Genomic DNA, 22,179 nt, shown 5'->3' on the forward strand with positions numbered 1-22,179 from the left:
GACAGTTCCAAGCCCGGATCAGCCACTACAAACGACGCGGCCACACACCACCAGAAACTGCCCACACATCAGAACAAAGACCGTTGCAGTACTAGCTGGCCCTCAAAGCCATCGCCCCAGGCGCCTCCCCGCGGCGACAGGTCTCGAACCGGTCCCGCTCCCCGCGCCGGTCCGCCGGCCTGCGCCGCACCCCCTCGTCGGCCGTGACGGCACCCTGTCCGCCCTCACTGCACACGCCCTCGCCACAGACGGCACACCGCTCGCGTTCGTACGGGGAGAGGCCGGCGTCGGCAAGACCCGGCCGCGGCTTCGGAGGCCACTCGCGCCGCCGTTCGACTCGGCGTCTGTACGCTGTGGGGCACAAGCCACGAAGCGGAGGATTCCACACCGTACGGCGCCTTCATCGACCGATACCTGATGAGCCGCTCGGCCTCCGAGCGCGCGGTGATCGACGCGGAGCATCCCGGCCTGGCGGCCATTCTTCCGGTCCTCGGCGCGGCTCCGGCTCCGCCGGGAGCCCGGCGGAGAAGCGGGCCCGGTTGTTCCGGTCGGTCACTACCGGCGACTCGCTGCTGTTGTCCAGCGCGTTGTCGGCAGTGAATGAACTGGCCTGCAAGGAGAACCGGTTGGCGGCTGCTCGGGACTACGCGAGGCGAGCGATCGCCGTCACCCGGCGAACCGGGGACCCTTGTTGGTTTTCGACCAGAGCAATCTCGCGGGGAGGGGATCGAACTGCTCCTCGGCGCGCAGCGCCGTGCCCTCACGCTTGCCCGGACCTCCGTCGAACTCGCGCGTTCTCTGGGGCAGAACTGGTGTCTTCCGTACGCCGTGGTCACCCTCGCCGAGGTACAACTGCGCACCGGGGAAAACGAATCGGCCCCGACAACTCTTGACGAGTGCGCACACTGCCGGAGCCGGCGAAGACCCGCAGATCCTCGACGGAATGAGAAGGTCGCGGGAACCGGCCACGGCGAGGGGGGAGATCACAGGCTACGAGACCCGTGGTGTCCGCAAGCACACGGCTGACGGACACCGGAGGAGGAACCGGTGACGGGAGATGACATGCCTATGGCGGCAAACCCTTCGGGCCGACACGCGGCGCCCAGGCTGCCACTCCTCTCCGCCCCGTCAGCTGAGTGTCCCCGACTCGGCCGCCGGAAGCGTTCTATGGAAGCGTCGGCCCGAGCTGGTCCGCCCGGGCGCGCGTGGTTCGCTGCTGACGACGGAACGCGGAAGGGGGCAAGCCGACTCGGTGAGCGAACAGGCGGCTGAAGTATGCCGGGTCCTGGTACCCGACGCGACGGCCCACAGCGGCGACGGCCAAGTCGGTGGTGGTGAGCAGCACCTTGGCGCGCATGATGCGCACCCGCAGGAGGTAGTCGGTGGGGGTGCAACCGGTGGTCTGGCGCACGGCCGCAGTCAACGTGTCCGGGGCGACGGTGAGCCGGCGTGCGAGATGCGTCAGACTGAGCGGTTCGAATGCGTACTCTTCGAGCAGGGCCACGACTTGCTCGCCGAGTGAAGGTCGTGTGGTCTTCGGCGCGGAGCCGCAGGACGTCGCGAGCGCGATCAACCGTTGCAGTGCAGCGCCCGCCGCAAGGTCCCGGGCGAGCGAGGCGGGGCGCGCTGCCACGTCGGCCAACTCATCGAAGGCACACTCCAGCTTTCTGGGGTCGGACGGCCGGATCGTGGGTTCCCCAGCGCCGAGCAGACCCAGCTTCTCGTACGCGGTCGTGGCCGGCCCCTGGAACAGGACCCACCGTTCGGACCATGTCCCCCGGTCGGGGCCGTAGCTGTGCGGGACGTATGGCGGCAGCCAGAACAAGGTGCCTTCTGCGATGCGGTGGCAGGACGCCGGGCTCCTGCCGTGGCTCAGTCCCCCACTGCCACGCATGACGAGAACCGCACCGTACGCCGGCAGTGCGCGCCCGGTGACTTTCCGGCCTTGCGCCTCTATGCGGCCGGCGCCCGTGAGCGCGAGCCCGAGTTCCTCGACGCCGGGGGTCGGGATGGGGTACCAGGAGTGGGGCGGCAAGTCGCACATCCCTTCGGAACGTAGGTCAGCCCGAGGCAGCCGTAGTCCTAGGGCCATCAACTGCCCGGCAGCAGAATGATGACCGTGGAGAACACGTTCCGCCAGAGCGCACCGACCTCCTCCCTCTGACGGACAAGTCGTCACGGTCCATGAGACGCGTGCGTCCGTCGCCGATGGAGTCGACCGGCCTGCGATCCGAGCGGTCGTGGGCAGGAGTAGCGGGCCGATGGAAGGATGGCGGCGGGCGAGGTGGCCACGCTTGTGACCGCCTCGCCCGGCGGGACTCTGCCCACGCCGAAAATGGGTCAGTACATCAGCCGGACAGCCATCCGCTCCCCCTTCCGTACCTCAACGGGCATCGGCAGGCTGACGGTGGCCGTAGTGCCGTGCACCTTCACATCCGCCCCGCGCAGGGCCTTGCTGGTACCGCCGACGGACAGCCTGACCTCCGCGGTGCCCTCCGGCACCTGAACAGAGAACCGGCGCAGTGTCAGGGATCCGTGTCGGACCTGAATGGCGTCGGTCTGCCCTGAGCCCTTCGCACGCTTCTGGGTGAACGTGCCCCAGGCGCCACCCGTGGAGAAGAACGACCGGTGATCAGATGGCCGCCACGTCGGAGCGAACGAGAGGGAGTTGTCGGGCCCGCTGTAGGAGAAGCCCTGCATCGCGGTGAGCAGGGACCATGACGAAAGGGTGCGTGCGTAGTACTTGCCGCACTCGTCGTCGCCGAACGGGCTGCCGGTGCCGTCGCCGGTCGAGCATGTGCTCATGTTGATGTAAGGCCCCTTGCGTGCCCTGCCGTCATAGCGGTCGGAGATCGCCTTGACGACCTGAAGGCCTTCCTTCGTCTGCCCGCGCTGGAGCATGAGTCCCGCGGCCGAGTACTCGAACCCGGACATCAACTCGTCGTAGTAGAGCGGGGTGTTGGTCGGTTGGTCGTTGTGTGGCCATGTCGTCATCTGAAGGCCGCCGTCGGTCTCCAGGGCGTACTGGCGGAACTGGTGCGCGTAGTTGTAGCCGGAGTACGGGGTGTCGCCCAGGAGGTTGTCCCTGTAGTTGTTCCTGAAGAGGTTCTTCGCCGCGAGGTCCATGTGCTCGGTGTCGTAGATGTCTCCGAGGCCCAGCTGGGTGGACCACCACTGACCGAGCAGCATGTCGATCTCGGAGCCGTTGCCGTACGAGGCTCCGACACCGGTGTTGATCTCCGTGTAGTACTCGCCGTTGAAGTAGGCTTTTTCGCCTGCTGTACGCCCTTTCTCATAAATGGCGGCATATTGTGCGGCCGTCGCGGGGTCGCCCTGCGCCTCGGCCATCTTCTGGGCGGCGTGCACGGACGCCAGATACATGGAGCCGAGCCAGGAGCCGTCGCCGGTCTCGCCACCGTCGAGCGTGGTGTTGAAGGAGCCCTTGAGGATGCCGTCGTGGTCGGCGTCGCCGTGCGCGACGACGTAGTCCATGGCCTGCTTCACCTTGGGCCAGCTACCGTCCAGCCACACCTTGCCGGAGGTCTGGTACGTGCGGTAGGCCGACAGGATGACGCCGGTCTGACCGTCCATGGTGAAGGTGCTGTCGCCATTGAACCGCATCGGGATCTTGCCCGTGCCGTCCATGTTGTCGAGCCACTGCTGTGTCCACCGCTGCCCGACCTCCGGCCACAGCCAGGCCTGTGCCTGCGCGTAGTGGAATACGTGCGTCGGCATGCCGGGGCAGCAGCCCCAGCCCTCCCGCCCGCCGAAGAACCCGTTCTTCGCCCACCACACGGACGGAGAATGAAGCACGGCGGTGGCCGCCGACACCCGGTCGATCAGATAGCGCGGCAGGTTCGAGTCGTAGAGGGCGTCATGGTACGCGTCGGTGTCGCGGAGCAGTTGCTTGTAGTTCTTCGTCACGTAGTCGGCGACGTCGTCGGCGGACTTCCACCAGTTCTCGTACTGGCGCCCGTCGCCGCCGTTGTAGTTCTTGGCGCCGGGGAAGTGCCAGTTGAGCGTGACCGGAATGGTGGCCTTCTCCCCGGGCCCGAGAGTGACCGGGATCGCGAGGGCGCCGTCGACCGTGGTCCGGTCACCCGGCGAGGAGGCATCCCGCGGACCGCCGAGACTGCCGTCGTCGGAGAGGTCGCCCGCGAGTGTGTCCAGCGAGCCCCAGGAGGCGGTTGCCGACACGTTCCTGCCGGACGTGGTGAGGTTGATGCTGCCCGCGCCCGCCCTGCCGGACATGCTCAGCGCCGTGGTGTCGCCGCTGGTGACGACGTGGGTGCGGTTGGAACCATAGCCGTCGACCACGCGGTCGTTGTCGCCGCCGATGGACTTGTAGCCGTCGAAACCGACCGCGTTCTGCTGCGAGGCGAGCAGAGAGACCTTGACGGGCTCGTCGGTGGGGTTGGTGAGGGTGAACCGGTACATCGCGGTCGGGATCGCCGAATTCTTGGTGTCCCCGGGGATCATCGGGTTCAGGACTTCTTCGGACACCTGAACCGGCAGTGCGTCGTCCTTGAAGTGGTAGCCCAGTTGCGGGTATTCGCCCTGCTGGGTCAGTGACTTCATCGGGGGGAAGGCGGTGCCGCCGACGGCTTCGGTCTGCAGGGCCCGCACGATGGACTTTCCGTCCGGGGTCTGTGTCCGTACCCCGAAGAAGCTGTTGGGGACCTGTCCAGTGGTGTACGTGTCCGGTGCGTTGTGCCAGCCGTTGGAGGCCAGCTGCCCCAGGTTGTTGAAAATCCACCACGTGGGGCGGGCGCCCGTGCCGTCGTGCACTATTCCGGCCGATCCGAGCGGACCGACCGCGAACCGGGTGTCGGTGAGGTTGTCCCCGCTGTAGGCGGTCGGCTCGCCCTGGGCAAAGAGGTCGACGTAGGGCCTGGCGAGGGTGGTGACGGCCTCGGACTCGATACCGGTGGCATCGAGAGAAGCGACGCGATAGTAGTACGTCTGGTCGGCCGCGGCGGAACCGTCCCTGTAGGACGTCGTGTCGGCGGTGCCGATGCGCGCGTAGGGGCCGTTCTGCGCGGACGCGCGATACACAGCGTATGTACGCACCTCCGGATCGGGCGGAGCCGTCCAGGTCAGAGATGCCGCTTCGGCGGTGCGGGCGACGCGGGGTGCGGTGGGGGTGGGCGGCACGTTGGCACGTATGTCGTCGAGGGTGACATGTCCCCATGCGCCCGTCGAGTTGTCGACGACCTTCAGGATGACGTCCTTGCCGACCAGCTTCGAGCCGTCGAGCGTGCGGTACTGCATGACCTCACTGTTGTTGCCGCTCACCCGGGCGACCTCTTCGCCGCAGCCGTCCGTGGCCGAGGCGTCGTACGAGCACAGCGCCACATACGTGCTCGCGCTCGATCCACCGCCGACGAGCAGTGTGACGGTGGGCCGGGCGAGGGTGAACTTCGGGGAGACGACGGTGCCGGTGTAGCCGTCGTTGGCGGCCTGGTCCGACGCCTCAAGTGTGGACAGGAAGTACTTCCCCTCCTTGAGGTAGGGGCGGTCGGCGTTGTGGAACGTCGCTCGGTCCGTGATGAGCCGGCCGAAGGAACCGCTCGCGACGCGCCAGCCCGAGGGCGGCGCGCCTGATTCGAAGCCTTCGGTGAAGGCAGGGGTGTCCACTCCCCTGGTCGTCGCGGCACCCGTGCCGGCTCCCGTGCCGAGGAGGGCGCAGACGGCAAGAATCGCTGTCAGTGATCCGCTCCGTCGCCTCATCGCGCCTGCTCCATCCGCTTGCGCAGGTCGGCCTCGCGGTCGGCGTCCCAGTACTTCGCGTCCAGCTCGAAGAAGACGGAGGTGTAGGGAAGGGTGAGGTCGGTCTTGAGGACGATGACGTTGAACTCCCGGCCGGCGTCGTCGAGCCTGCCGATCAGGTCTTCGTGCAGGAGGGACTTGGTCTCCTGCCCGGCCAGTGCCTTGCCGAGGTCCTTGCGGTATTGGGTGATTCCGGGAGCCGAATCCTCCGGTATGTATCCGAGCTCCTTGTCGAGCTGTATATGAGCCTTGACGTGCGGCTGCTTGCCCAGCAGGTCGATAACTCCCTTGACCACGTCGACCTGGTGTCCGCCGGTGACCACGGTCGTCACTCCGGGGCTCGTCTGCTGCGGGTACGCGGAGTCGGTCACGACGATCCAGTTGCGGTGTCCCAAGGAGGGCAGAGCGTCTTTGACCTTGCGTTGCCAATCTGCGCCGCCACTTGTACCGCGGTGGCGGGTTTCCCCCGCGCTTGCGCTGTCGGACGCGAAGGCCACTGCCCCGACGGCCAACGCGGCCAGCGCTGCGGTCGGTGCCAGGATGGCGAAACGGCGTGTAAGCACGTGAAGGTACCTCCGATGCATGAAGGGGACTTTGCGTTCCAATGCGAGTTGAGGGGCGAATCAGGGATGAGACATCGGGTCAATCTGCCGATGGAGTTTACGAGTTGCCTGCCTCATACACCTTGGACGCAACCGGAGGACCGCTTGCACTCTTCCCGGCCCCGTCTCCGCCCCCTTCACCGCCCCGCGCCCTACGCTGCATGCGGGGCGAGCGGCTCCAGATGGTGGACGATCGGCGGTGACAGAGGTTTCACGACATCGTCGACCGGCGGATACGCTCACGTGGCCGTACTCGGCCTCACTGCAACCCTCCACAGCTGGAAGCGCTTCTCCAACCCATCTGATAAGACGCGGACTTGGCCGAGCGGGCGGCTGGCATCCCGAAGAGCCTGTACGGACTCGGGCGACGAGGCCCCAGGACCGCCCCACACCGCTGATCCGGCAGGAAGTCATTCCTGAGCCGTCGGGGTGCGAAGAGCGCGTCGCCCGATCGTCGGGTGCGCGCCGCTTCCCCGCACGCCACTCAGCATTCGGGGGTGCTGCCGGTGCTCTCCGGAGCCGTTCGCTCCAGCGTCAGGACAGCGCCCAGCAGCACCAGCCCCCTTGAGGTGGAGGGGTCGGCGCCCGTCAGGGCTGCGATGCGCAGGAGGCGGTTGTCGACGGTGTTGGGATGCACACCCAGTGCTCGGGCGGTGCGCAGTCTGGCCCAGTCGTTGTCGAAATAGGCGTGCAGGGTGTGCAGCAGGCGGGGTTCCGAGCGAAGGACGTGCGCAAGGGCGAGGAGTCGCTCGCGGGCCGAAGTAGGACGCGCCAGCTGATATTCCAGCAGTACGTCGTCCAGGACGTGCACACCCGCCGTTGCACCGCCGACGATCGCCAAGCGCAGTACTTCGCGCGTCCGCTCGGCCGTCGTCGGCAGATCGGCGTTCTTGACCGGTGGCGCCCAGGCTGCGACCACGTCCGCGCCGGCGGCGCCCGCAAGGCGGAGCAGGGCTTGATGCGGTGGGTCCGATGCAACGGGTACCGGTACGAGCAGCACCCCGCCCGTGGCATCGAGAGCGCTCAGTGTGCAAGGGGCCAGGGCACGCGCGGCTTCCTGCTCGACGCGGTGGACCTTGCGACGCCCGGCTATCTGACGCCCGGTGGGGTTGCCGGTGCGCTCGGCGGCGTCCGGAGTGATGGCGAGAGCGAGTACGGCGTAGGAGTCCGCGAGTTCGAGGCCCGGGGCTTCGGGAGCCTGTTCGCCCGCGAGCAGGGCCCGCGCGGCGCGGCGGGAGGGGTCGTGGATGGAACCCAGAATGAGCCGTGACTCCTCCTGGTGGGCGCGGACCCCGGCGAGTGCGGTGCGGTGAAGATGAGACAGGAGCGGACCGACGGCGAGCAGAAGTGCGGCACGCTCGGCGGCCCGCGAATCGGTGCTCTCACTGCCTTGATCCCGCTCGTCAGGTCCTGGCCCGGCAAGCGCGGACAGTTCACGCCAGAACAGCTCGCCGATCAACAGGTAGGCGTCGAGCAGATCTTCCGCAGGCAGGCCGTCCTCGGCCCGTTCACGAGCGCGTTCCGCCAGGGGGAGGGTCTCCTCCTCCGTCAGTTCGCGGTCCTCACGCAGCGCACTGATGAAGAGCCGGCCGATCTCGCGCACAGTGTGCGCCATGTGCAGGTGAAGGTGCTCCGGAGCGGTGTCCCCATACAGCGGTGAGCCGGCGGCGTACGTGGTGACGGCGGTCCGCGCGATCAGCGGGAGCCGGCGTTCGAGCTTCTCCAGAGCGGAGGCAAGCACGGAAGACAGCTTCTGTGACATGTCACAGGATCCTAGCCCCGGCGCTGTGACAAGTTGCGCTGCAGCCCAGCAACGGGGGCCTTCATGCTGATCCAAGCACGACGGGATGCGGAGGATGTCATACCCCGCACCGCCTCTGGGGCAGCCGCCCCGGGGCGTCACCCGACCGCCGAATCCCGGGAGGCACGGTGCCGTACAGCCGCGACGCACTACGCACAGCAGATTCAGCACCGCCCTCGGTTCCCCACAGGGGGCGCCGGGTGCCGCGCTGGTGGGTCACGCTCCTGTTGCTCGGCTTCATGCTGGTCAACTTCGCCGACAAAGCGCTACTGGGCCTGGTTTCGAAACCGCTGAGCGAAGCGTTCGGCCTGGACGCGGCCGGCTACGGCCATGTAGCGAGCGGCTTCTACTTCCTTTTCAGTCTCTCCGCCTTCGGTGTGGGGCTGTTGGCCGACCGGGTGCCCACCCGGTGGTTGCTGCTGGTGTTGGCGGTGATCTGGTCCGTGGCCCAGGTCCCGATCATCTGGACGACAAGTGTCGCCGTCCTGTTCACCACCCGCGTGGTGTTGGGCGCCGCGGAAGGTCCTGCGTACGGCACTGCCAACCACGCGTTGCACAAGTGGTTCGACGACGAGCACCGGCAGCTTCCCACCAGCATCCTGGCCACTGGTGCGGCCATCGGTTCTGTGCTCGCCGCACCCATTCTGACCTGGATCATCGGGTGTTTCGGTTGGCGGTCGGGGTTCGCCACGGTCGCGCTGGCCGGTGTGGTGTGGTGCCTCCTGTGGCTGACGGTGGACGGGGAGGGCCCCGCCGCGGCGCCGGCTCCCGCCGCCGCTCCGGAGACACCCGCAGACGACGTGTCGTACCTGCGCATCTTTTTCTCCGGTACATGGCTGGGGACTGCGTTGCTGGGTTTCGCCGGGTACTGGGGACTGGCGTTGACGGTGGCGTGGCTCCCGCGCTATCTCCAGGACGGACTGGGCTACTCGGTCTCGGCCTCCGGCTACCTCGTCGCGCTGGCCTGGGTGGTCGGCGGTTCACTGACGTTCGGCACGGGCGCCCTGTCACAGTGGCTGACCCTGCGCGGAGTGCCGACCCGGCGCTCGCGCGGGCTGCTGAGCGCCGGGATGGTAGCGGTCGGCGGAGTCCTGCCGCTGGTCGCGGTCGCCGTACCGGGACGTCTGGGGCCCCTGATCCTTGTGATGGCCGGGCTGGGCGCCGCTGGGGTCGTCTTCGCCACCGGGCAGACGCTGAGTGCCGAGATCTCGCCCGTGAAACGGCGCGGGGCCGTGCTGGGCCTCAACGTGGCGGTCGCCACGCTCGCCGGCGTCCTGGCCCCCACGGTCACCGGCGACCTCCTCCAGGCCGCCACGGATCCACTGACGGGCTTCTCCCACGCCTTCGTCGTCTTTTCCGTCATCTGCCTGGTGGCCGCGGCCGTCGGAGCCGTCATCATCCGCCCCCAGCACGACGCCGCCCGACTGCTGTCGTCCTCCACCACCCTGTACCCGCAAGAAGGAGCCGCCTGATGACCGCCGACACCGCCTCGGACCTCGGCCTCGCTCACCCTGAGGCAGCGGTCGCGGACCGCTGCGCCCCGCTGTTCGCTCCTCAGTCGATCGCGGTCGTCGGCGTTTCGGCCACGCGATCCGATTCCTGGGGCCGGCTGACCGTCGACCGACTGCGCAACTGCGGCTACGAAGGTCAGCTGACGATCGTGGGCCGCCCCGTGCCGGCGCTGCTTGACGTTCGCACCGTGCCGCGTCTCTCCGACCTGCCCGCCCCGCCCGACCTGGTCGTCCTGGCGACGCCCGCCGGTGCCGCACCGGGTCTACTCAGAGAGGCCCGGGAGAGGGGGGCGCGCTCGGCCGTCGTATACGCGTCCGGCTTCGCGGAGTCCGACAGCGCAGGACAGGCGCTCGAGCGCGAACTGCAGCACGCTGCGGGTGACATGCCCGTCCTCGGGCCCAACTGCCTGGGACTCGTGAACCATGCGGCGAAGGTACAGATCTCGACCACCGCCTATCTCGATCGTGAACGCGTCCAGGACGGACCCGTCGCAGTGGTGACCCAGAGCGGCGCCCTCGGCTTCGTCCTCGCCGACAAGCTGGAGCGTGCGGGCATCGGCTTCACCGCGTACGTCAGTGTCGGCAACGAGGCCTGCGTGTCCGCCGCGGAGGCGGGCACACACCTCCTCGGCCGCACCGAGGTCGAGGTGCTGGTCCTCTACCTGGAGGGCGTCTCGGACGCACAGGGCTTGCGTCGACTGGCCCAGCGAGCCCGCACGTCGGGCAAGCGAGTCGTCGCGCTGACCGTGGGCTCGTCAGACGCCGGACGGCGCGCGGCGCTGTCGCACACCGCTGCCGTCGCCGGGGACCATCTCCTGCTCTCCGCGCTCTGCCGACAGGAGGGAATCGTCCTCGCGCAGGACGACGACGATCTGGTCGAAGCGGTCATGAACGCCCGTCGGGGCACGGTCCTTCCGCCGGCTCCCAGGTTCGCCGTGCTGACCATGTCGGGCGGTGCGGGCGGAGTGCTGGCCGACCGTCTGACCGCACTGGGCGCCCGCGTCCCCACCCTCTCTCCCCTGACCCGCGAGCGGCTCACGGCACTCGACGCGGTGGACGCTTCCCTGGCCAACCCCGTCGACCTCGGCGGCAACTTCTTCCGCTCGCTCGACCGGGTCTCCGCGTTGCTCGATGTCCTGGACGAAGACCCCGAGACCGATGCCATCGTTCTCTACCTCACCTTCGGTGACCGCTTCCCCGTCGCCTACCGCCGCATCGCCGCCCTCACCGCGCGCACCCGCACGCCCGCCTGGTTCGTGTGGGCCTGCGCCCCGGACGGGGCCATCGAAGCGCTCGCACTGCCGGAGACGGTGCTCAGCTCCATCGGCGCGCTCACCCGCAGGCTGCACGGGCTCCTGCCGGGGCGCCCCGTTCCGGCAGGAGCCCCGGTGCGGGCCGGGGAGCCGCAACCGACAGCCCGCACGCTCTCCGAACTCCACGCCGCTCCCCTGCTCACGGCGGCAGGCGCTACACATGCGCCGATGATCGCCGCCGAGGACCCACAACGGCTCGTGGATGCCGTCCGCGCTGCCGGATGGAGCCCCCCGTACGTCCTCAAGGGGGACGCCTCCGACGTACCGCACCGGGCTCGGCAGGGACTGGTCCACGTCGGCGTGACGGACGCGGAGCTTTTCGGCGTCGCAACCGTCATGGCAGCGCGTCTGCGGGCGGTGTCCGCCGACCCGGGACGCCGCCTGGTAGCTCAGCCCCTGCTCGCACACACCACAGAGATCGCACTCGGCGCGATCCGCGACCCCTTGTACGGCACGGCGCTCGTCCTGGGGGCGGGCGGTGAGCGCGCCGAGGACACCACCGCCCCCCCGCCGAGCGCTCCTGACCGCCGAGGACGGGAGCCTCGACCCCGCCGAGGCCGAGGCCCTCGCGGCGTGGGCCGAGACCGAACTCGGCGCCCCCGCCGAGGCGACCGCGGCTGCGGTCCGGGCGCTGGCCACCGTGTTGCGCGAACACCCCGATGTGGTGGAGGCGGATGTCAACCCCCTGTGCGTGAGAGGCGACGAACTCGTGGCTGTGGACGCACTGCTGACCCTGAACTGAGACGGAAGAGAGCGAGTAGAACCATGGCGAAGAAGTCGAAGCTCCTGGAATACGCCGACGATGTCTGGAAGGGGAGGGAAGACTCCTCGGCCTACCACACCGGCGTACTGCGCCGGGAGGGACTGCACGAGATCGCCGAGGGCGTCCACATGTGGCCGGCGTTCGGCAACGTGTACGCGTTCGAGACCGAGGACGGGCTGTTCTGGTACGACACCGGGGACGCGCGAACCGCGGGCCGGCTGTTCGACGCGGTACGCACGATCACTGACCAGCCGCTCCACACAGCTGTGTACTCTCATGGCCACATCGACCACATCTACGGCACCGTGCCGTTCGACACCGAAGCCGCAGAACGTGGGCTGCCCCGGCCCCGCGTGGTCGCGCACGAGGCGGTACTGCCGCGGTTCGACCGGTATGTGGCTACACACGGCTGGAACACCGTGATCAACCAACGCCAGTTCCAGTCACCCGGCATCAACTGGCCGACCGAGTTCCGCCGCCCCGACACGACCTTCTCCGACCGCTCGACGCTTCGCGTGGGCGACCTCGAGGTGCACCTCCGACACGGCAAGGGCGAGACGGACGATGCCGCGATCGCCTGGATTCCCGAACGCGGCATCCTGTGCTGCGGAGACTTCTTCATCTGGGCCAGCCCCAACGCGGGGAACCCTCAGAAGGTCCAGCGCTACGCGCGCGAGTGGGCCGAATCGCTGCGCTGGATGGCTGGCCTCGGAGCAGAACTCCTGCTGCCGGGACACGGGTTGCCCATCGTCGGCGCCGAGCGGGTGCGTACCGCCCTGTCCGACTCAGCGGCCCTCCTGGAGACCCTCCATGACCAGACAGTCACCCTCATGAACGCAGGGGCCACGCTCGACGAGGTGCTGTCTCAGGTCACCGCTCCGGCTGAGCTGATGGCCAAGCCCTACCTCAACCCGTCCTACGACGAGCCCGAGTTCGTGGTCCGAGGCATCTGGCGCCTGTACGGCGGATGGTACGACGGCGACCCGTCGCGGCTGAAGCCCGCTGGGCGTGGTGCGCTTGCACGCGAAGTAGCACAACTCGCCGGCAGCGCAGAACAACTGGGCGAGCGGGCGAAGGAGTTGCTGGCACGCGGCGACGACCGTCTCGCCGGCCATTTCGCTCAGATGGCGGTGGATGCGGACCCCGACAGCAAGGCCGCCCACCAGTCCCGTACGGAGATCTTCCGTGCGCTGGAGAAGGCGGCCACCTCCACCATGTCCAAGGGCGTCTTCGGGTGGGCTGTGGCGGAATCCCGTGCGGTGCTGGAGGGCAGCGACCGCGACTCCGAGTTGCGCGCACGGACGGAAGGACGCGCACAGTGGGCCTTCTGACCCCATACGCTCATCGTCGACGCCGGGCGGGTCGCGGAGCATGCGCAGCCTCGCTCGGCGGTCGTCCGTGATGGCGCCGAGCCTGTCCTGGCACCGACGGTTGTGTGGGCTCCGACCGGCGCGCTTCACCGCGCCCCTTTGGCACGAGCGAGCAGTCGGCGGGCCTCAACGGGTGTCGGCCTCAGTGGCAGAGTTCTCTACCGACTTCCACCGGTTCCGACCGATGCCGGGGCGTGGCCGTCAAGTGGTGTGTGGCGTGGCCTGAGCCGGTTACCGCCCAGAGACCGCCACAGCTGACCAGGGGCACGGGCAGGGTCCGCCCTCCCGCAGGCCCTCCCAGCAGGCGCGCAATCAGTTTCGCGCCGCCATCGCCGACGTGGTGTTGAAGGGCACGGCCCCTCGGCGGCCGTGCCCTCATCACGTATGGCTCCGAAAGCCGGGACAAGCCGGCGTTGCGGGCGGGATCACCACCACGCCGTTCCCACTCAAGGGCTGTCATCAAGGTTTCGCGCCGCAAGCTCAGGCATTGCCCACTGCGCGCCGCTCTGAACTGAAACCACCGCCCGAGCGCTTCGCGCCACCTGAAACCATCGGTGCACCGTTCGTCGGGGGCAGCCCTCTGTCGCCTTGACCTGCGTACATGCCATGACGGCAGAGTGCCGGCCTCGTTGTACGACGCGGGCACTCTGCCCAGAACCGTGACGGGCTCGGCCCTGAGCGGTTGGCGCCGCCTGGCGTCGCCGGGGAAGCGGGGGCAGCTGACGTACGGCTTCAACGACGGCTCGCCCCAGACGAGGTCCCCCGTGAAGAGCGAGCCAAGCGCCGCCAGGTCGGCGTGGGCGAGGATGTCCGCTGTGACAACCGTGACGTCGCCCGCGTTGATGCCCGGGGCGTAGGCGTCCAGACATGTGCGCGCCCACGGATGCGGCGGCGGTGAGCACGTTCTCCCGCTGGCGCTCGGGGGATGACGTCGCCAACTTCACGCGCGACAGTCGCCGCACTCCGAGCAGGCATTTACCGCATCCGTCGTAGGGACGCTCGATCGCGTGTAGGTCCGTACCGTGCAAGGTTCTCTCCGTTCGCGCACGCATCGTACGGAGAATCGGCGGCACGGCCTCTGGGAGCGATCTTGGTCAACCCAGGAAGCTCAGCGCACCTGACGGTTCGCATTATCGACGTTCGTGTCCACCAGGCACACCGACTGCCACGTCCCCAGCTCCAGTCGCCCCGCGATCACGGGCAGCGTCGCATGCGGCGGGACGAAGGCCGGAAGCACATGGTCACGGCCATGGCCCGGGCTGCCGTGGCGGTGCTGCCAGCGGTCGTCGGCGGGGAGCAAAGCGTGCAGGGCGGACAGGAGGTCGTCGTCGCTGCCGGCGCCGGTCTCCAGCACGGCGATGCCGGCGGTCGCGTGGGGGACGAAGATGTTGAGCAGGCCGTCGCGGCCGGGGGCCGCCCGGGTGAGGAACTGCTCGCAGTCTGACGTCAGATCGGTGACGGTCTCCGTCGTGCCGGTGGTGATGTGCAGGACGCTGGTGGTGAAGGCGGAGGACATGGGTTCATTGTCCTGCCCGCTCCACGGGATTGCTCGTCCACGTGCCGAGACACCGTTGACCGTCCCCCTGCCGGCGGCTACGTTCGGCGCCATGTTCCGGTCAGTCATGCTCACTTCGCGCGGTCACATCGACCTGCTGCGGGTGGCCTCCGCCGCGTGTTGCCGCGGCTGCTGACGCTCTCTCGGCGCACAGCCCGCCGGTGACCGGAAGCATCCGGCGCAGCGGCTCGTCCGCTTCATTGCTCCTGGTGGCGTACGCGTTCCGCCGCCGCGGCCCCCTGGCATTCCGTCCCCTCGGTCTCCTTCCGTAGTTCCGTCGCGGCCCTTCGCCTGCCCGGCCGGGCAGGCGCGTGCCCGGGTGCCGGGCTTGCGGCCGGGTGAGCCGCGCGGGGCCCCGCCACCCGATGCCGTCGTCCGTATCCCCGAAAGGCTGCTGCCATGGCGAGCCACCCGCACGGACCTGCGAGCACCTCCTCCCCCGCCCCGGCCGGTCCACCGGCGGATGCCGTACGGGTTGAGGGGCTGATCCGTTCGTTCGACGGACGGGCCGTCATCAATGGACTCGATCTCACCCTGCGCGCAGGCGAGTTCACCGCGGTCCTCGGGCGCGGCGGCAGCGGAAAGTCGACGCTGCTGCGGGTGCTCGCCGGTCTCGACCGGGAGATCCGCGGGACTGTCCTGGTGCCGAAACGGCGGGCGCTGGTCTTCCGCGCCCCTCGGCCGACGTGGTGGAGCCAGGTCCGGCGCTGTGTGCTGTCCGGACTGGCGGGGCGTCCCGAACGCGCCCCGGCCGAAAGGGACTTGGCCACGGCGGGAACCACCGAGCGGTACCGGGTCCGGCCCAGGAGGTTCTCCGGCCATGAGGCACCGCGCGTCTCGCTCGCACAGATGCCGGCCGGCGAGCTTGACCTGTTGCTGCTCGACGAGCCGTCCGGAGCGCCCGACGCCCTGGCCGGGACCGCGGCGCAGCGGCTGGTGACAGAGCTCCGGCGGCACCGTGGCTGCGCGGTCCTGCTCGTCACGCACGATGTCGACGAGGCGCTGCTGCTCGCCGACCGTGCGCTCGTGCTGCGGGACGGGGCGATCGCGTACGGGACCCCGGTCGCGTCGGACCGCCCGCGCCGCCCCGGCACACCCGAGTTCGCCGCGCTGCGTACACGGCTGCTCGACGAACTCGGAACGGAGGCCGGCCCTCCGGCCCTGCCCGGGGCCGATCCCTCGAACGATCTACGAACCCGCTCACCCCGCTCGTACGGAAAGGCCTCCTCATGAACGTCCATCTGCACTGGTTCCTCCCCACCGGCGGCGACGGGCGCACGCTCGTCGACCGGCACGCCTACACCGACGGCGGGATCAAGCGGGAGCGGATCACCCCGGTCAGCGGGGTCCGCGCCCCGGACATCGAGTACCTGGCGCAGATCGCGAAGGCGGCGGAGCAGCTGGGGTTCGAAGCGGTTCTGACGCCGACCGGCACCTGGTGCGAGGACGCCTGGCTGACGACCGTGGCCCTGTCCCAGCACACCGAGCGGCTGAAGTTCCTGGTGGCGTTCCGGCCCGGGGTGATCTCCCCGGTGCTCGCGGCGCAGATGGCCGCGACCTATCAGCGGATCACCCGGGGGCGGCTGCTGCTGAACGTGGTGACGGGCGGTGACTCGACGGAGCAGCGTCGGTTCGGGGACCATCTGGACCATGACCGGCGTTACGCCAGGACCGCGGAGTTCCTGTCGGTGGTACGAGGGGCTTGGAGCGGGCGGCCGTACGACTTCGACGGTGAGCATTACCAGGTGGAGGGCGGGCTGACGGCGCTGCCGCCGGACCCGCTGCCCGACATCTTCTTCGGCGGTTCGTCCGCAGCGGCGGGACCGGTCGCGGCCGCGCACGCCGACGTCTATCTGACGTGGGGCGAGCCGCCCGCGGACGTGAAGAAGAAGATCGACTGGATTCGGGAGCTGGCCGCGGAGCAGGGGCGCACGGTCCGGTTCGGGATCCGGCTGCACACCATCTCGCGGGACTCGTCGAAGGAGGCGTGGGCCACGGCCGACCGGCTGCTCGGCGATCTCGACGCCGACACGGTCGCGGCCGCTCAGCAGGCTCTGGGGCGGAGCGAGTCGGTGGGGCAGCAGCGCATGCTGGCGCTGCACGGCGGTTCGCGCGACAAGCTGGAGATCGCGCCGAATCTGTGGGCCGGGGTCGGTCTGGTGCGCGGCGGCGCCGGGACGGCGCTGGTCGGCAGCCACGCCGAGGTCGCGGACCGGATCGAGGAGTACCACTCCCTGGGTGTGGAGCATTTCGTGCTGTCCGGTTACCCGCATCTGGAGGAGGCGTACTGGTTCGGCGAGGGTGTCACTCCCGAGCTGGCGGCCCGGGGGCTGCTGTCGACGGTCCCGGCGTCCCCGCTGCTGGGGGTGCCTGCGGTGAACGGCCGGCCGGCCTCCGCGCCGGGCGGGGCTCCGCTGTTGTTCGCCGGAGGGCGCTGAACGCCTCGGAGCCGGGCGCTGACTGCCCCGGAGCGGGGGCGCTGGCCGCCTCGGAGCCGGGGCTCCCGGCGGCGCGGTCCTTCGAGAGCGGTGCATCTCGGCCGGCGAGTTCCTGGACAGCTTCGGGAAGATCCACGACGCCGGCACGGTTGGTAGAAGCGTGAACAATGTCGGGGTGCACTCAGTGGATGTCGTGGTGATCGGTGCCGGACAGGCGGGCCTGTCCGGCGCCTACCATCTGCGTCGTAGCGGCCTGGAACCGGACCGCGATTTCGTGGTTCTCGACCACGCCCCGCGCCCCGGCGGCGCCTGGCAGTTCCGTTGGCCCTCGCTGACGTACGGCAAGGTGCACGGCATGCACGCGCTGCCCGGCATGGAACTGACGGGCGCCGACGACAACCGGCCCTCGTCCGAAGTGATCGGGACGTACTTCGATACGTACGAACGCACCTTCGACCTGCGGGTGCACCGGCCCGTCGAGGTGAGCGCGGTGCGTGAGGGCGAAGGCGGGCGGCTGCTCGTCGAGACGTCCGAGGGGACCTATGCGACACGCGCTCTGATCAATGCCACGGGGACCTGGGACCGGCCGTTCTGGCCGCGGTACCCGGGCCAGGACACCTTTCGCGGGCGGCAGCTGCACACGGCGAACTATCCAGGGCCGGCCGAGTTTGCGGGGCAGCGGGTGATCGTGGTGGGCGGCGGGGCTTCCGGGACCCAGCATCTGATGGAGATCGCCGAGGTGGCGGCCGACACGTACTGGGTGACGCGCCGGCCACCCGTGTTCCGGGAAGGTCCGTTCGGCGCGGACGAGGGCCGGGCCGCCGTGGCCATGGTGGAGGAGCGGGTGCGGCTCGGACTGCCGCCGCAGAGCGTCGTGAGCGTCACCGGGCTGCCGCTCACCGACGCCGTCCGGCGCGCCCGCGAGTCGGGGGTGCTCGACCGGCTGCCCATGTTCGACCGGATCACACCGACCGGCGTGGCATGGGACGACGGGCGCACCGTCGAGGCCGATGTCATCCTCTGGGCGACGGGATTCCGGGCCGCCGTCGACCATCTCACCCCGCTGAGGCTTCGTGAGCCCGGTGGCGGGATCCGGGTCGAGGGGACGCAGGCCGTGCGCGACGAGCGTGTCCATCTCGTCGGTTACGGGCCGTCCGCCAGCACCATCGGCGCCAACCGGGCCGGGCGCGCCGCCGTGCGCGCGATCGGCCGGCTGCTGGAGCGGGCCGAGCCTGTTCCCGACGGGGCGGTGTCCGCGTCCGCGTGAGTGCGCCGGCCGGCATGCTGCTCAGCCGGTGCCCGCGGTGCGCCGGTTGCGGTTGAACTCGGCCACGTTGCGCTGCTGCTCCGTGTAGTCGTCGGTGAAACGGGTGTCGCCGGGTGCGACCGTGACGAAGTACAGCCAGGAGCCGGGAGTGGGGCTGATCGCCGCCACCATCGCCTCCTCTCCGGGGTTGCCGATCGGCGTGGGCGGCAGACCTTTGCGTTCATAGGTGTTGTACGGGCTGTCGATCTTCGTGTCGCCCGTGGTGGTGTCCAGTGTGCTGCGGTTCAGTGCGTAGTTGAGCGTGGAATCCATCTGGAGCGGCATGCCGCGGTCGAGCCGGTTGTGGACGACCCGGGCCACCTTGCCCATGTCCGACCGGGTGTCCGCCTCGGCCTGGACGATGCTCGCGATGATCACCGTCTGGTAGACCGTGACGTTGTTGCGCTCCGCTCCGGCCGTGATGTGGTCCGCGCCGAAGCGGCTCAGCGCGGTGTCGACCATGTAGCGCAGCAGGCTCTTCGGGGTCGTGCCGGAGGTGATCGGGTACGTGGCCGGGAAGAGGTAGCCCTCGGGGTTGCCCTTCGCCTCGGCCGGAAGCGGCAGGTCCGCCGTCGCGACCGCCTTCTCCGTGGTTCCGGCGGGCTCACCGAGGACCTTGTCGGCGGCCACGTACACCTGCGAGGCCCGCCATCCCTCCGGAATCACCAGGGTGCGGGCCTGCTCGGTCTTCGACTCCCTGGTCAGAACTGGGACGAGTACGGCGGCGGCCACCACAAGGACGAGGACGGCGCCGACGAGCAGCACGAGACGGCCGCGCCTGGTCGGGCGGATGCTTCGGCCGGGCCTGCGGCCAGGAGGTACGTCCGGGGGCTCGTTCACCATGCGGGCACGCTATCCCGCGCCGATCGCGCCTTCCGGCACCCCGTTCGCGACGACACGCGGCCCGCGCCACGCGACGCGAACAAACGAACAGGGGATCGGGTGTTCGCTGGAACGCGTGATCGTATCGGCATTCATTGCTCAACTGCCGGGCGGCGGTTGATGATTACAGGGCGCAAGCGACGGGCTGCAGACCGCGACTGTGCTGTCCCAGAGATTCACCATGCACAAGGAGAAACACCCGATGAACCTGATCACCAACCTGCTGGCCGGCGTCGTCCACTTCGTGGGTTGGCTCATCTGACCATTGCTCCGCCCGGCGCCGTCGCTCCCCGTCCCACGGGGGCGGCGGCGCCGTCGCGTGCGCGCCGCGTCAGCCGCGCGCCACGGGGCACGCGAAGGGCGGCAGCGCCGCGAAGTCCGGGGTCACCGAAACGGCCTGCGCCAGGGCATCGAGGGCGCGCCGGACCCTGGTCAGCGGGTGGTCGGGAAACTCCGCGTCCCACTGCGCATGGTCGGCGACGTGGAACGGCAGGCCGCCCTGGACGTCCGGGGCGTAGGGGTGGGTCCGGAAGTAGTCCTGGGGCCCGACCTTGGCGAGGACGACAGCTTCCCGCATCCCCGTCATGCCCTGTTCCAGCGCCTGGATCTTCACCACGGTGCTGCACCCGGCGCGCGGCACCGTGAAGCTGCCGATGAACGCCTGGCCGCTCGGCCTGTCCGGGAGCGGCAGTTTGAGTATCTGACGCAGGGCCGGCAGCTCCCCCAGCTTCTTCACTGACGCCTCAATGAGTCCGCCGCCTGCCCGCGCGGTGTGGTGGGTGAGCGCGTTGCGCAGGGCCGGGCCGTCGTCGAGTCCGGCCGGCAGGTCGGGAGGCAGGGCGAAGAAGTGCAGCGACATCACGTCGTCGCGGTCGTTCGCCCATGTGTCATCCGCGACGGGCCGGTAGCCGGGGAGTTCGACCCCGAGGAGAGCTCTCATGGGCGGAGATCATGCCGTACCGCCGCCCGGCTCGGCTCCCACGGGGCTGCCGCTGCGCGGGGGCCGGTCAGCCCGCCACGGGGGCGAGTCGCGTGTCGTCCCTGCGGACCAGTGCCGCGTATCGCCCGTCCTGCTGGAGCAGTTCCTCATGACTGCCGCGCTCCGCGGTGCGGCCGCCGTCCAGGACGACGATCTGGTCGGCATCGCGCACGGTGGAGAGCCGGTGGGCGATGGTGATCGTGGTGCGCCCGGCGGAGAGCGCGTCGATCGCCTCCTGCACCGCGAATTCGGTGCGGGTGTCGAGGGCGCTCGTCGCCTCGTCGAGGATCAGCACCGGCGGGTCCCGCAGGATTGTCCGGGCGATGGCCAGGCGCTGCTTCTCGCCTCCCGAGAACCGGTAGCCACGTTCACCGACGAGGGTGTCGTATCCGTCGGGCAGCGAGGCGATGTGGTCGTGGATCTGTGCGGCACGGGCGGCCGCCTCGATCTCCTCGTCGGTCGCCTCCGGCTTGGCGAAGCGCAGGTTCTCGGCGACCGAGGCGTGGAAGAGGTATGTCTCCTGGGAGACCACGCCGACGGCCCTGGCGAGGGTGTCGAAGTCGAGCTCACGCACGTCCACCCCGTCGAGGGTGACCCGGCCGCCCGTGACGTCGTACAGCCTCGGCACCAGATAGCTGAGGGTGGACTTGCCGGAGCCGGTGGGGCCGACGACGGCCAGGCTGGCGCCGGCGGGCACCGTCACGTCGACGCCGCTGAGGGTCGGGCCGCTCTTCTCGTCGTAGCTGAAGTCGACGTTCTCGAAGCGGACCTCGCCGCGGACCTTCTCCAGGCGTACCGGCTTCTCCGGCTCGGTGATGTCCACCGTGAGGTCGAGGTATTCGAAGATCCGCTGGAAGAGTGCAAGGGACGTCTGCATCTGCACCCCGGTGGAGAGCAGGCTCACGGCGGGCCGGAAGAGGCCCTGCTGGAGCGAGACGAAGGCCACCAGTGTGCCGATCGAGACGTCCGGACCACCGGACTGCAGGGCGATGCCCGCGGCCCAGTAGATGACGGCCGGCATGGCCGCCATCACGATGCCGATGGTCGACATCCGCCAGCGTCCGGCCATGCTAGAGCGCACTTCGAGGTCGACCAGCCGCTCGGACTCCTCGGCGAAGCCCTTGGTGAGCGAGTCCGAGCGGCCCATGGTGCGGCCGAGCAGGATGCCGCTCACGGAGAGCGATTCGGTGACGGTGGCCGCCATGGCTGCCATCTGCTTCTGGCGCTGGGTGGTGATCTTCTTCCGCTCGCGGCCCACCCTGCGGCTGATCCAGACGAACACCGGCAGCAGGAGCAGCGAGACGACGGTGAGCCGCCAGTCGAGCGCCAGCATGGCGACGACCGTGGCGATGACCGCGGTGAGGTTGGAGACCAGCGAGGTCGCCGTCGAGGTGACGGTGGCCTGCATGCCGCCGATGTCGTTGGCGATCCGGGACTGGACCTCGCCCGTGCGCGTCCTGGTGAAGAAGGCGAGCGGCATCCGCTGGAGCTGCGTGTAGACGGCGGTGCGCAGGTCATGCATGACCCGCTGGCCGACGGTGGTGGAGATGAGGGTCTGCAGCACGCCGAAGACGCTGTTCATGACCGCGGTGAGGATCATGCCGAGGGCGAGCAGCGAGAGCAGACCGGTCCGCCCCTGCGGGATGGCGGTGTCCAGGATCTCGCGCAGCAGGAACGGGGAGGCGACCGACACCAGGGACGAGGCGCCGACGAGTAGCCCGACCACCGCGAGGCGGCCGCGGTAGGGGTGGAACAGGCGGAGGATGCGGCGCAGTTCGGCGGGCGGCTGGGCGGCGTCCCGGGACGGGGGTGTCCACGTGGGTTCTTCGGGTTTCATGGGCTCCTTCGTCAGGCGCGCGGCAACGGGAGAGGCGGGCGCGGGCGCCTGTG

14 protein-coding genes are annotated in these 22,179 nt (G+C 69.5%); 6 read left to right on the forward strand and 8 right to left on the reverse strand.

Going from position 1 to position 22,179, the window contains the following annotated elements:
* Window positions 1-1,165: 1,165 nt before the first annotated feature.
* The 4 genes from ACIOEW_RS27200 to ACIOEW_RS27215 all read right to left on the reverse strand — a co-directional run bounded on the left by ACIOEW_RS27200 (window position 1,166) and on the right by ACIOEW_RS27215 (window position 8,133).
* The gene (locus ACIOEW_RS27200; RefSeq protein ID WP_401966640.1) at window positions 1,166-2,092 is read right to left on the reverse strand and encodes a helix-turn-helix domain-containing protein; all 927 of its coding nucleotides are present in this window, start codon (window positions 2,090-2,092) and stop codon (window positions 1,166-1,168) included.
* Window positions 2,093-2,340: 248 nt separating this feature from the next.
* Window positions 2,341-5,730 (reverse strand): GH116 family glycosyl-hydrolase, encoded by a 3,390-nt coding sequence (locus ACIOEW_RS27205; protein ID WP_401966642.1) that lies wholly within the window; start codon window positions 5,728-5,730, stop codon window positions 2,341-2,343.
* Window positions 5,727-6,164, reverse strand: a complete 438-nt coding sequence (locus ACIOEW_RS27210) for a hypothetical protein (RefSeq protein WP_401966643.1) — start codon at window positions 6,162-6,164, stop codon at window positions 5,727-5,729. Before ACIOEW_RS27210 ends, ACIOEW_RS27205 begins: the two co-directional genes overlap by 4 nt.
* 691 nt (window positions 6,165-6,855) lie before the next feature.
* Window positions 6,856-8,133, reverse strand: a complete 1,278-nt coding sequence (locus ACIOEW_RS27215; RefSeq protein ID WP_401966646.1) for a PucR family transcriptional regulator — start codon at window positions 8,131-8,133, stop codon at window positions 6,856-6,858.
* Window positions 8,134-8,372: 239 nt separating this feature from the next.
* Here ACIOEW_RS27215 and ACIOEW_RS27220 point away from each other — a divergent pair, with 239 nt between their 5' ends.
* Together ACIOEW_RS27220 and ACIOEW_RS27225 are read left to right on the forward strand one after the other, a co-directional pair.
* Window positions 8,373-9,644, forward strand: a complete 1,272-nt coding sequence (locus tag ACIOEW_RS27220; RefSeq protein ID WP_401966648.1) for an MFS transporter — start codon at window positions 8,373-8,375, stop codon at window positions 9,642-9,644.
* A complete protein-coding gene (locus ACIOEW_RS27225; RefSeq protein ID WP_401966650.1) occupies window positions 9,644-13,090 on the forward strand; it encodes an alkyl sulfatase dimerization domain-containing protein in 3,447 nt (1,148 codons plus the stop codon). Before ACIOEW_RS27220 ends, ACIOEW_RS27225 begins: the two co-directional genes overlap by 1 nt.
* Window positions 13,091-14,237: 1,147 nt before the next feature.
* On the opposite strand, the gene ACIOEW_RS27230 is transcribed toward ACIOEW_RS27225, so the two are convergent.
* Complete coding sequence (locus tag ACIOEW_RS27230; RefSeq protein ID WP_401966652.1) at window positions 14,238-14,645, reverse strand: YjbQ family protein; 408 nt, start codon at window positions 14,643-14,645, stop codon at window positions 14,238-14,240.
* Between the two features lie 91 nt (window positions 14,646-14,736).
* Between ACIOEW_RS27230 and ACIOEW_RS27235 the strand changes: the two genes are divergently transcribed.
* The 4 genes from ACIOEW_RS27235 to ACIOEW_RS27250 all read left to right on the forward strand — a co-directional run bounded on the left by ACIOEW_RS27235 (window position 14,737) and on the right by ACIOEW_RS27250 (window position 18,389).
* A complete protein-coding gene (locus tag ACIOEW_RS27235) occupies window positions 14,737-14,820 on the forward strand; it encodes a putative leader peptide (RefSeq protein ID WP_401967072.1) in 84 nt (27 codons plus the stop codon).
* 263 nt (window positions 14,821-15,083) lie between these two features.
* On the forward strand, window positions 15,084-15,917 hold the full coding sequence (locus tag ACIOEW_RS27240; protein WP_401966654.1) for an ATP-binding cassette domain-containing protein: 834 nt from the start codon (window positions 15,084-15,086) through the stop codon (window positions 15,915-15,917).
* Complete coding sequence (locus ACIOEW_RS27245; RefSeq protein ID WP_401966656.1) at window positions 15,914-17,122, forward strand: LLM class flavin-dependent oxidoreductase; 1,209 nt, start codon at window positions 15,914-15,916, stop codon at window positions 17,120-17,122. Before ACIOEW_RS27240 ends, ACIOEW_RS27245 begins: the two co-directional genes overlap by 4 nt.
* A 175-nt stretch (window positions 17,123-17,297) precedes the next feature.
* Entirely contained in the window at window positions 17,298-18,389 is a 1,092-nt protein-coding gene (locus tag ACIOEW_RS27250; protein WP_401966658.1) for an NAD(P)-binding domain-containing protein, read from the forward strand.
* 21 nt (window positions 18,390-18,410) lie between these two features.
* On the opposite strand, the gene mltG is transcribed toward ACIOEW_RS27250, so the two are convergent.
* From mltG to ACIOEW_RS27265, 3 genes are all read right to left on the reverse strand, one after another.
* Window positions 18,411-19,271, reverse strand: coding sequence for an endolytic transglycosylase MltG (mltG, locus tag ACIOEW_RS27255; protein ID WP_401966660.1), 861 nt, complete (start codon window positions 19,269-19,271; stop codon window positions 18,411-18,413).
* 370 nt (window positions 19,272-19,641) lie between these two features.
* Window positions 19,642-20,250: a hypothetical protein gene (locus ACIOEW_RS27260; protein ID WP_401966663.1), complete on the reverse strand. Its 609-nt coding sequence runs from the start codon at window positions 20,248-20,250 to the stop codon at window positions 19,642-19,644.
* A 67-nt stretch (window positions 20,251-20,317) separates the two neighbouring features.
* Window positions 20,318-22,126: an ABC transporter ATP-binding protein gene (locus tag ACIOEW_RS27265; RefSeq protein ID WP_401966665.1), complete on the reverse strand. Its 1,809-nt coding sequence runs from the start codon at window positions 22,124-22,126 to the stop codon at window positions 20,318-20,320.
* Window positions 22,127-22,179 lie beyond the last annotated feature (53 nt).

The sequence above is a fragment of the Streptomyces sp. NPDC087901 genome, assembly GCF_044742205.1.
Lineage (GTDB): Bacteria > Actinomycetota > Actinomycetes > Streptomycetales > Streptomycetaceae > Streptomyces.

Bases quoted from the DNA above. Each gene is read 5' to 3' on its own strand.
- ACIOEW_RS27215 (WP_401966646.1), bottom strand. From the start codon at position 8,133: ATGTCACAGAAGCTGTCTTCCGTGCTTGCCTCCGCTCTGGAGAAGCTC.
- ACIOEW_RS27230 (WP_401966652.1), bottom strand. From the start codon at position 14,645: ATGTCCTCCGCCTTCACCACCAGCGTCCTGCACATCACCACCGGCACG.
- ACIOEW_RS27205 (WP_401966642.1), bottom strand. From the start codon at position 5,730: ATGAGGCGACGGAGCGGATCACTGACAGCGATTCTTGCCGTCTGCGCC.
- ACIOEW_RS27245 (WP_401966656.1), top strand. From the start codon at position 15,914: ATGAACGTCCATCTGCACTGGTTCCTCCCCACCGGCGGCGACGGGCGC.
- ACIOEW_RS27235 (WP_401967072.1), top strand. From the start codon at position 14,737: ATGTTCCGGTCAGTCATGCTCACTTCGCGCGGTCACATCGACCTGCTG.
- ACIOEW_RS27240 (WP_401966654.1), top strand. From the start codon at position 15,084: ATGGCGAGCCACCCGCACGGACCTGCGAGCACCTCCTCCCCCGCCCCG.
- ACIOEW_RS27225 (WP_401966650.1), top strand. From the start codon at position 9,644: ATGACCGCCGACACCGCCTCGGACCTCGGCCTCGCTCACCCTGAGGCA.
- ACIOEW_RS27200 (WP_401966640.1), bottom strand. From the start codon at position 2,092: ATGGCCCTAGGACTACGGCTGCCTCGGGCTGACCTACGTTCCGAAGGG.
- ACIOEW_RS27260 (WP_401966663.1), bottom strand. From the start codon at position 20,250: ATGAGAGCTCTCCTCGGGGTCGAACTCCCCGGCTACCGGCCCGTCGCG.
- ACIOEW_RS27265 (WP_401966665.1), bottom strand. From the start codon at position 22,126: ATGAAACCCGAAGAACCCACGTGGACACCCCCGTCCCGGGACGCCGCC.
- mltG (WP_401966660.1), bottom strand. From the start codon at position 19,271: ATGGTGAACGAGCCCCCGGACGTACCTCCTGGCCGCAGGCCCGGCCGA.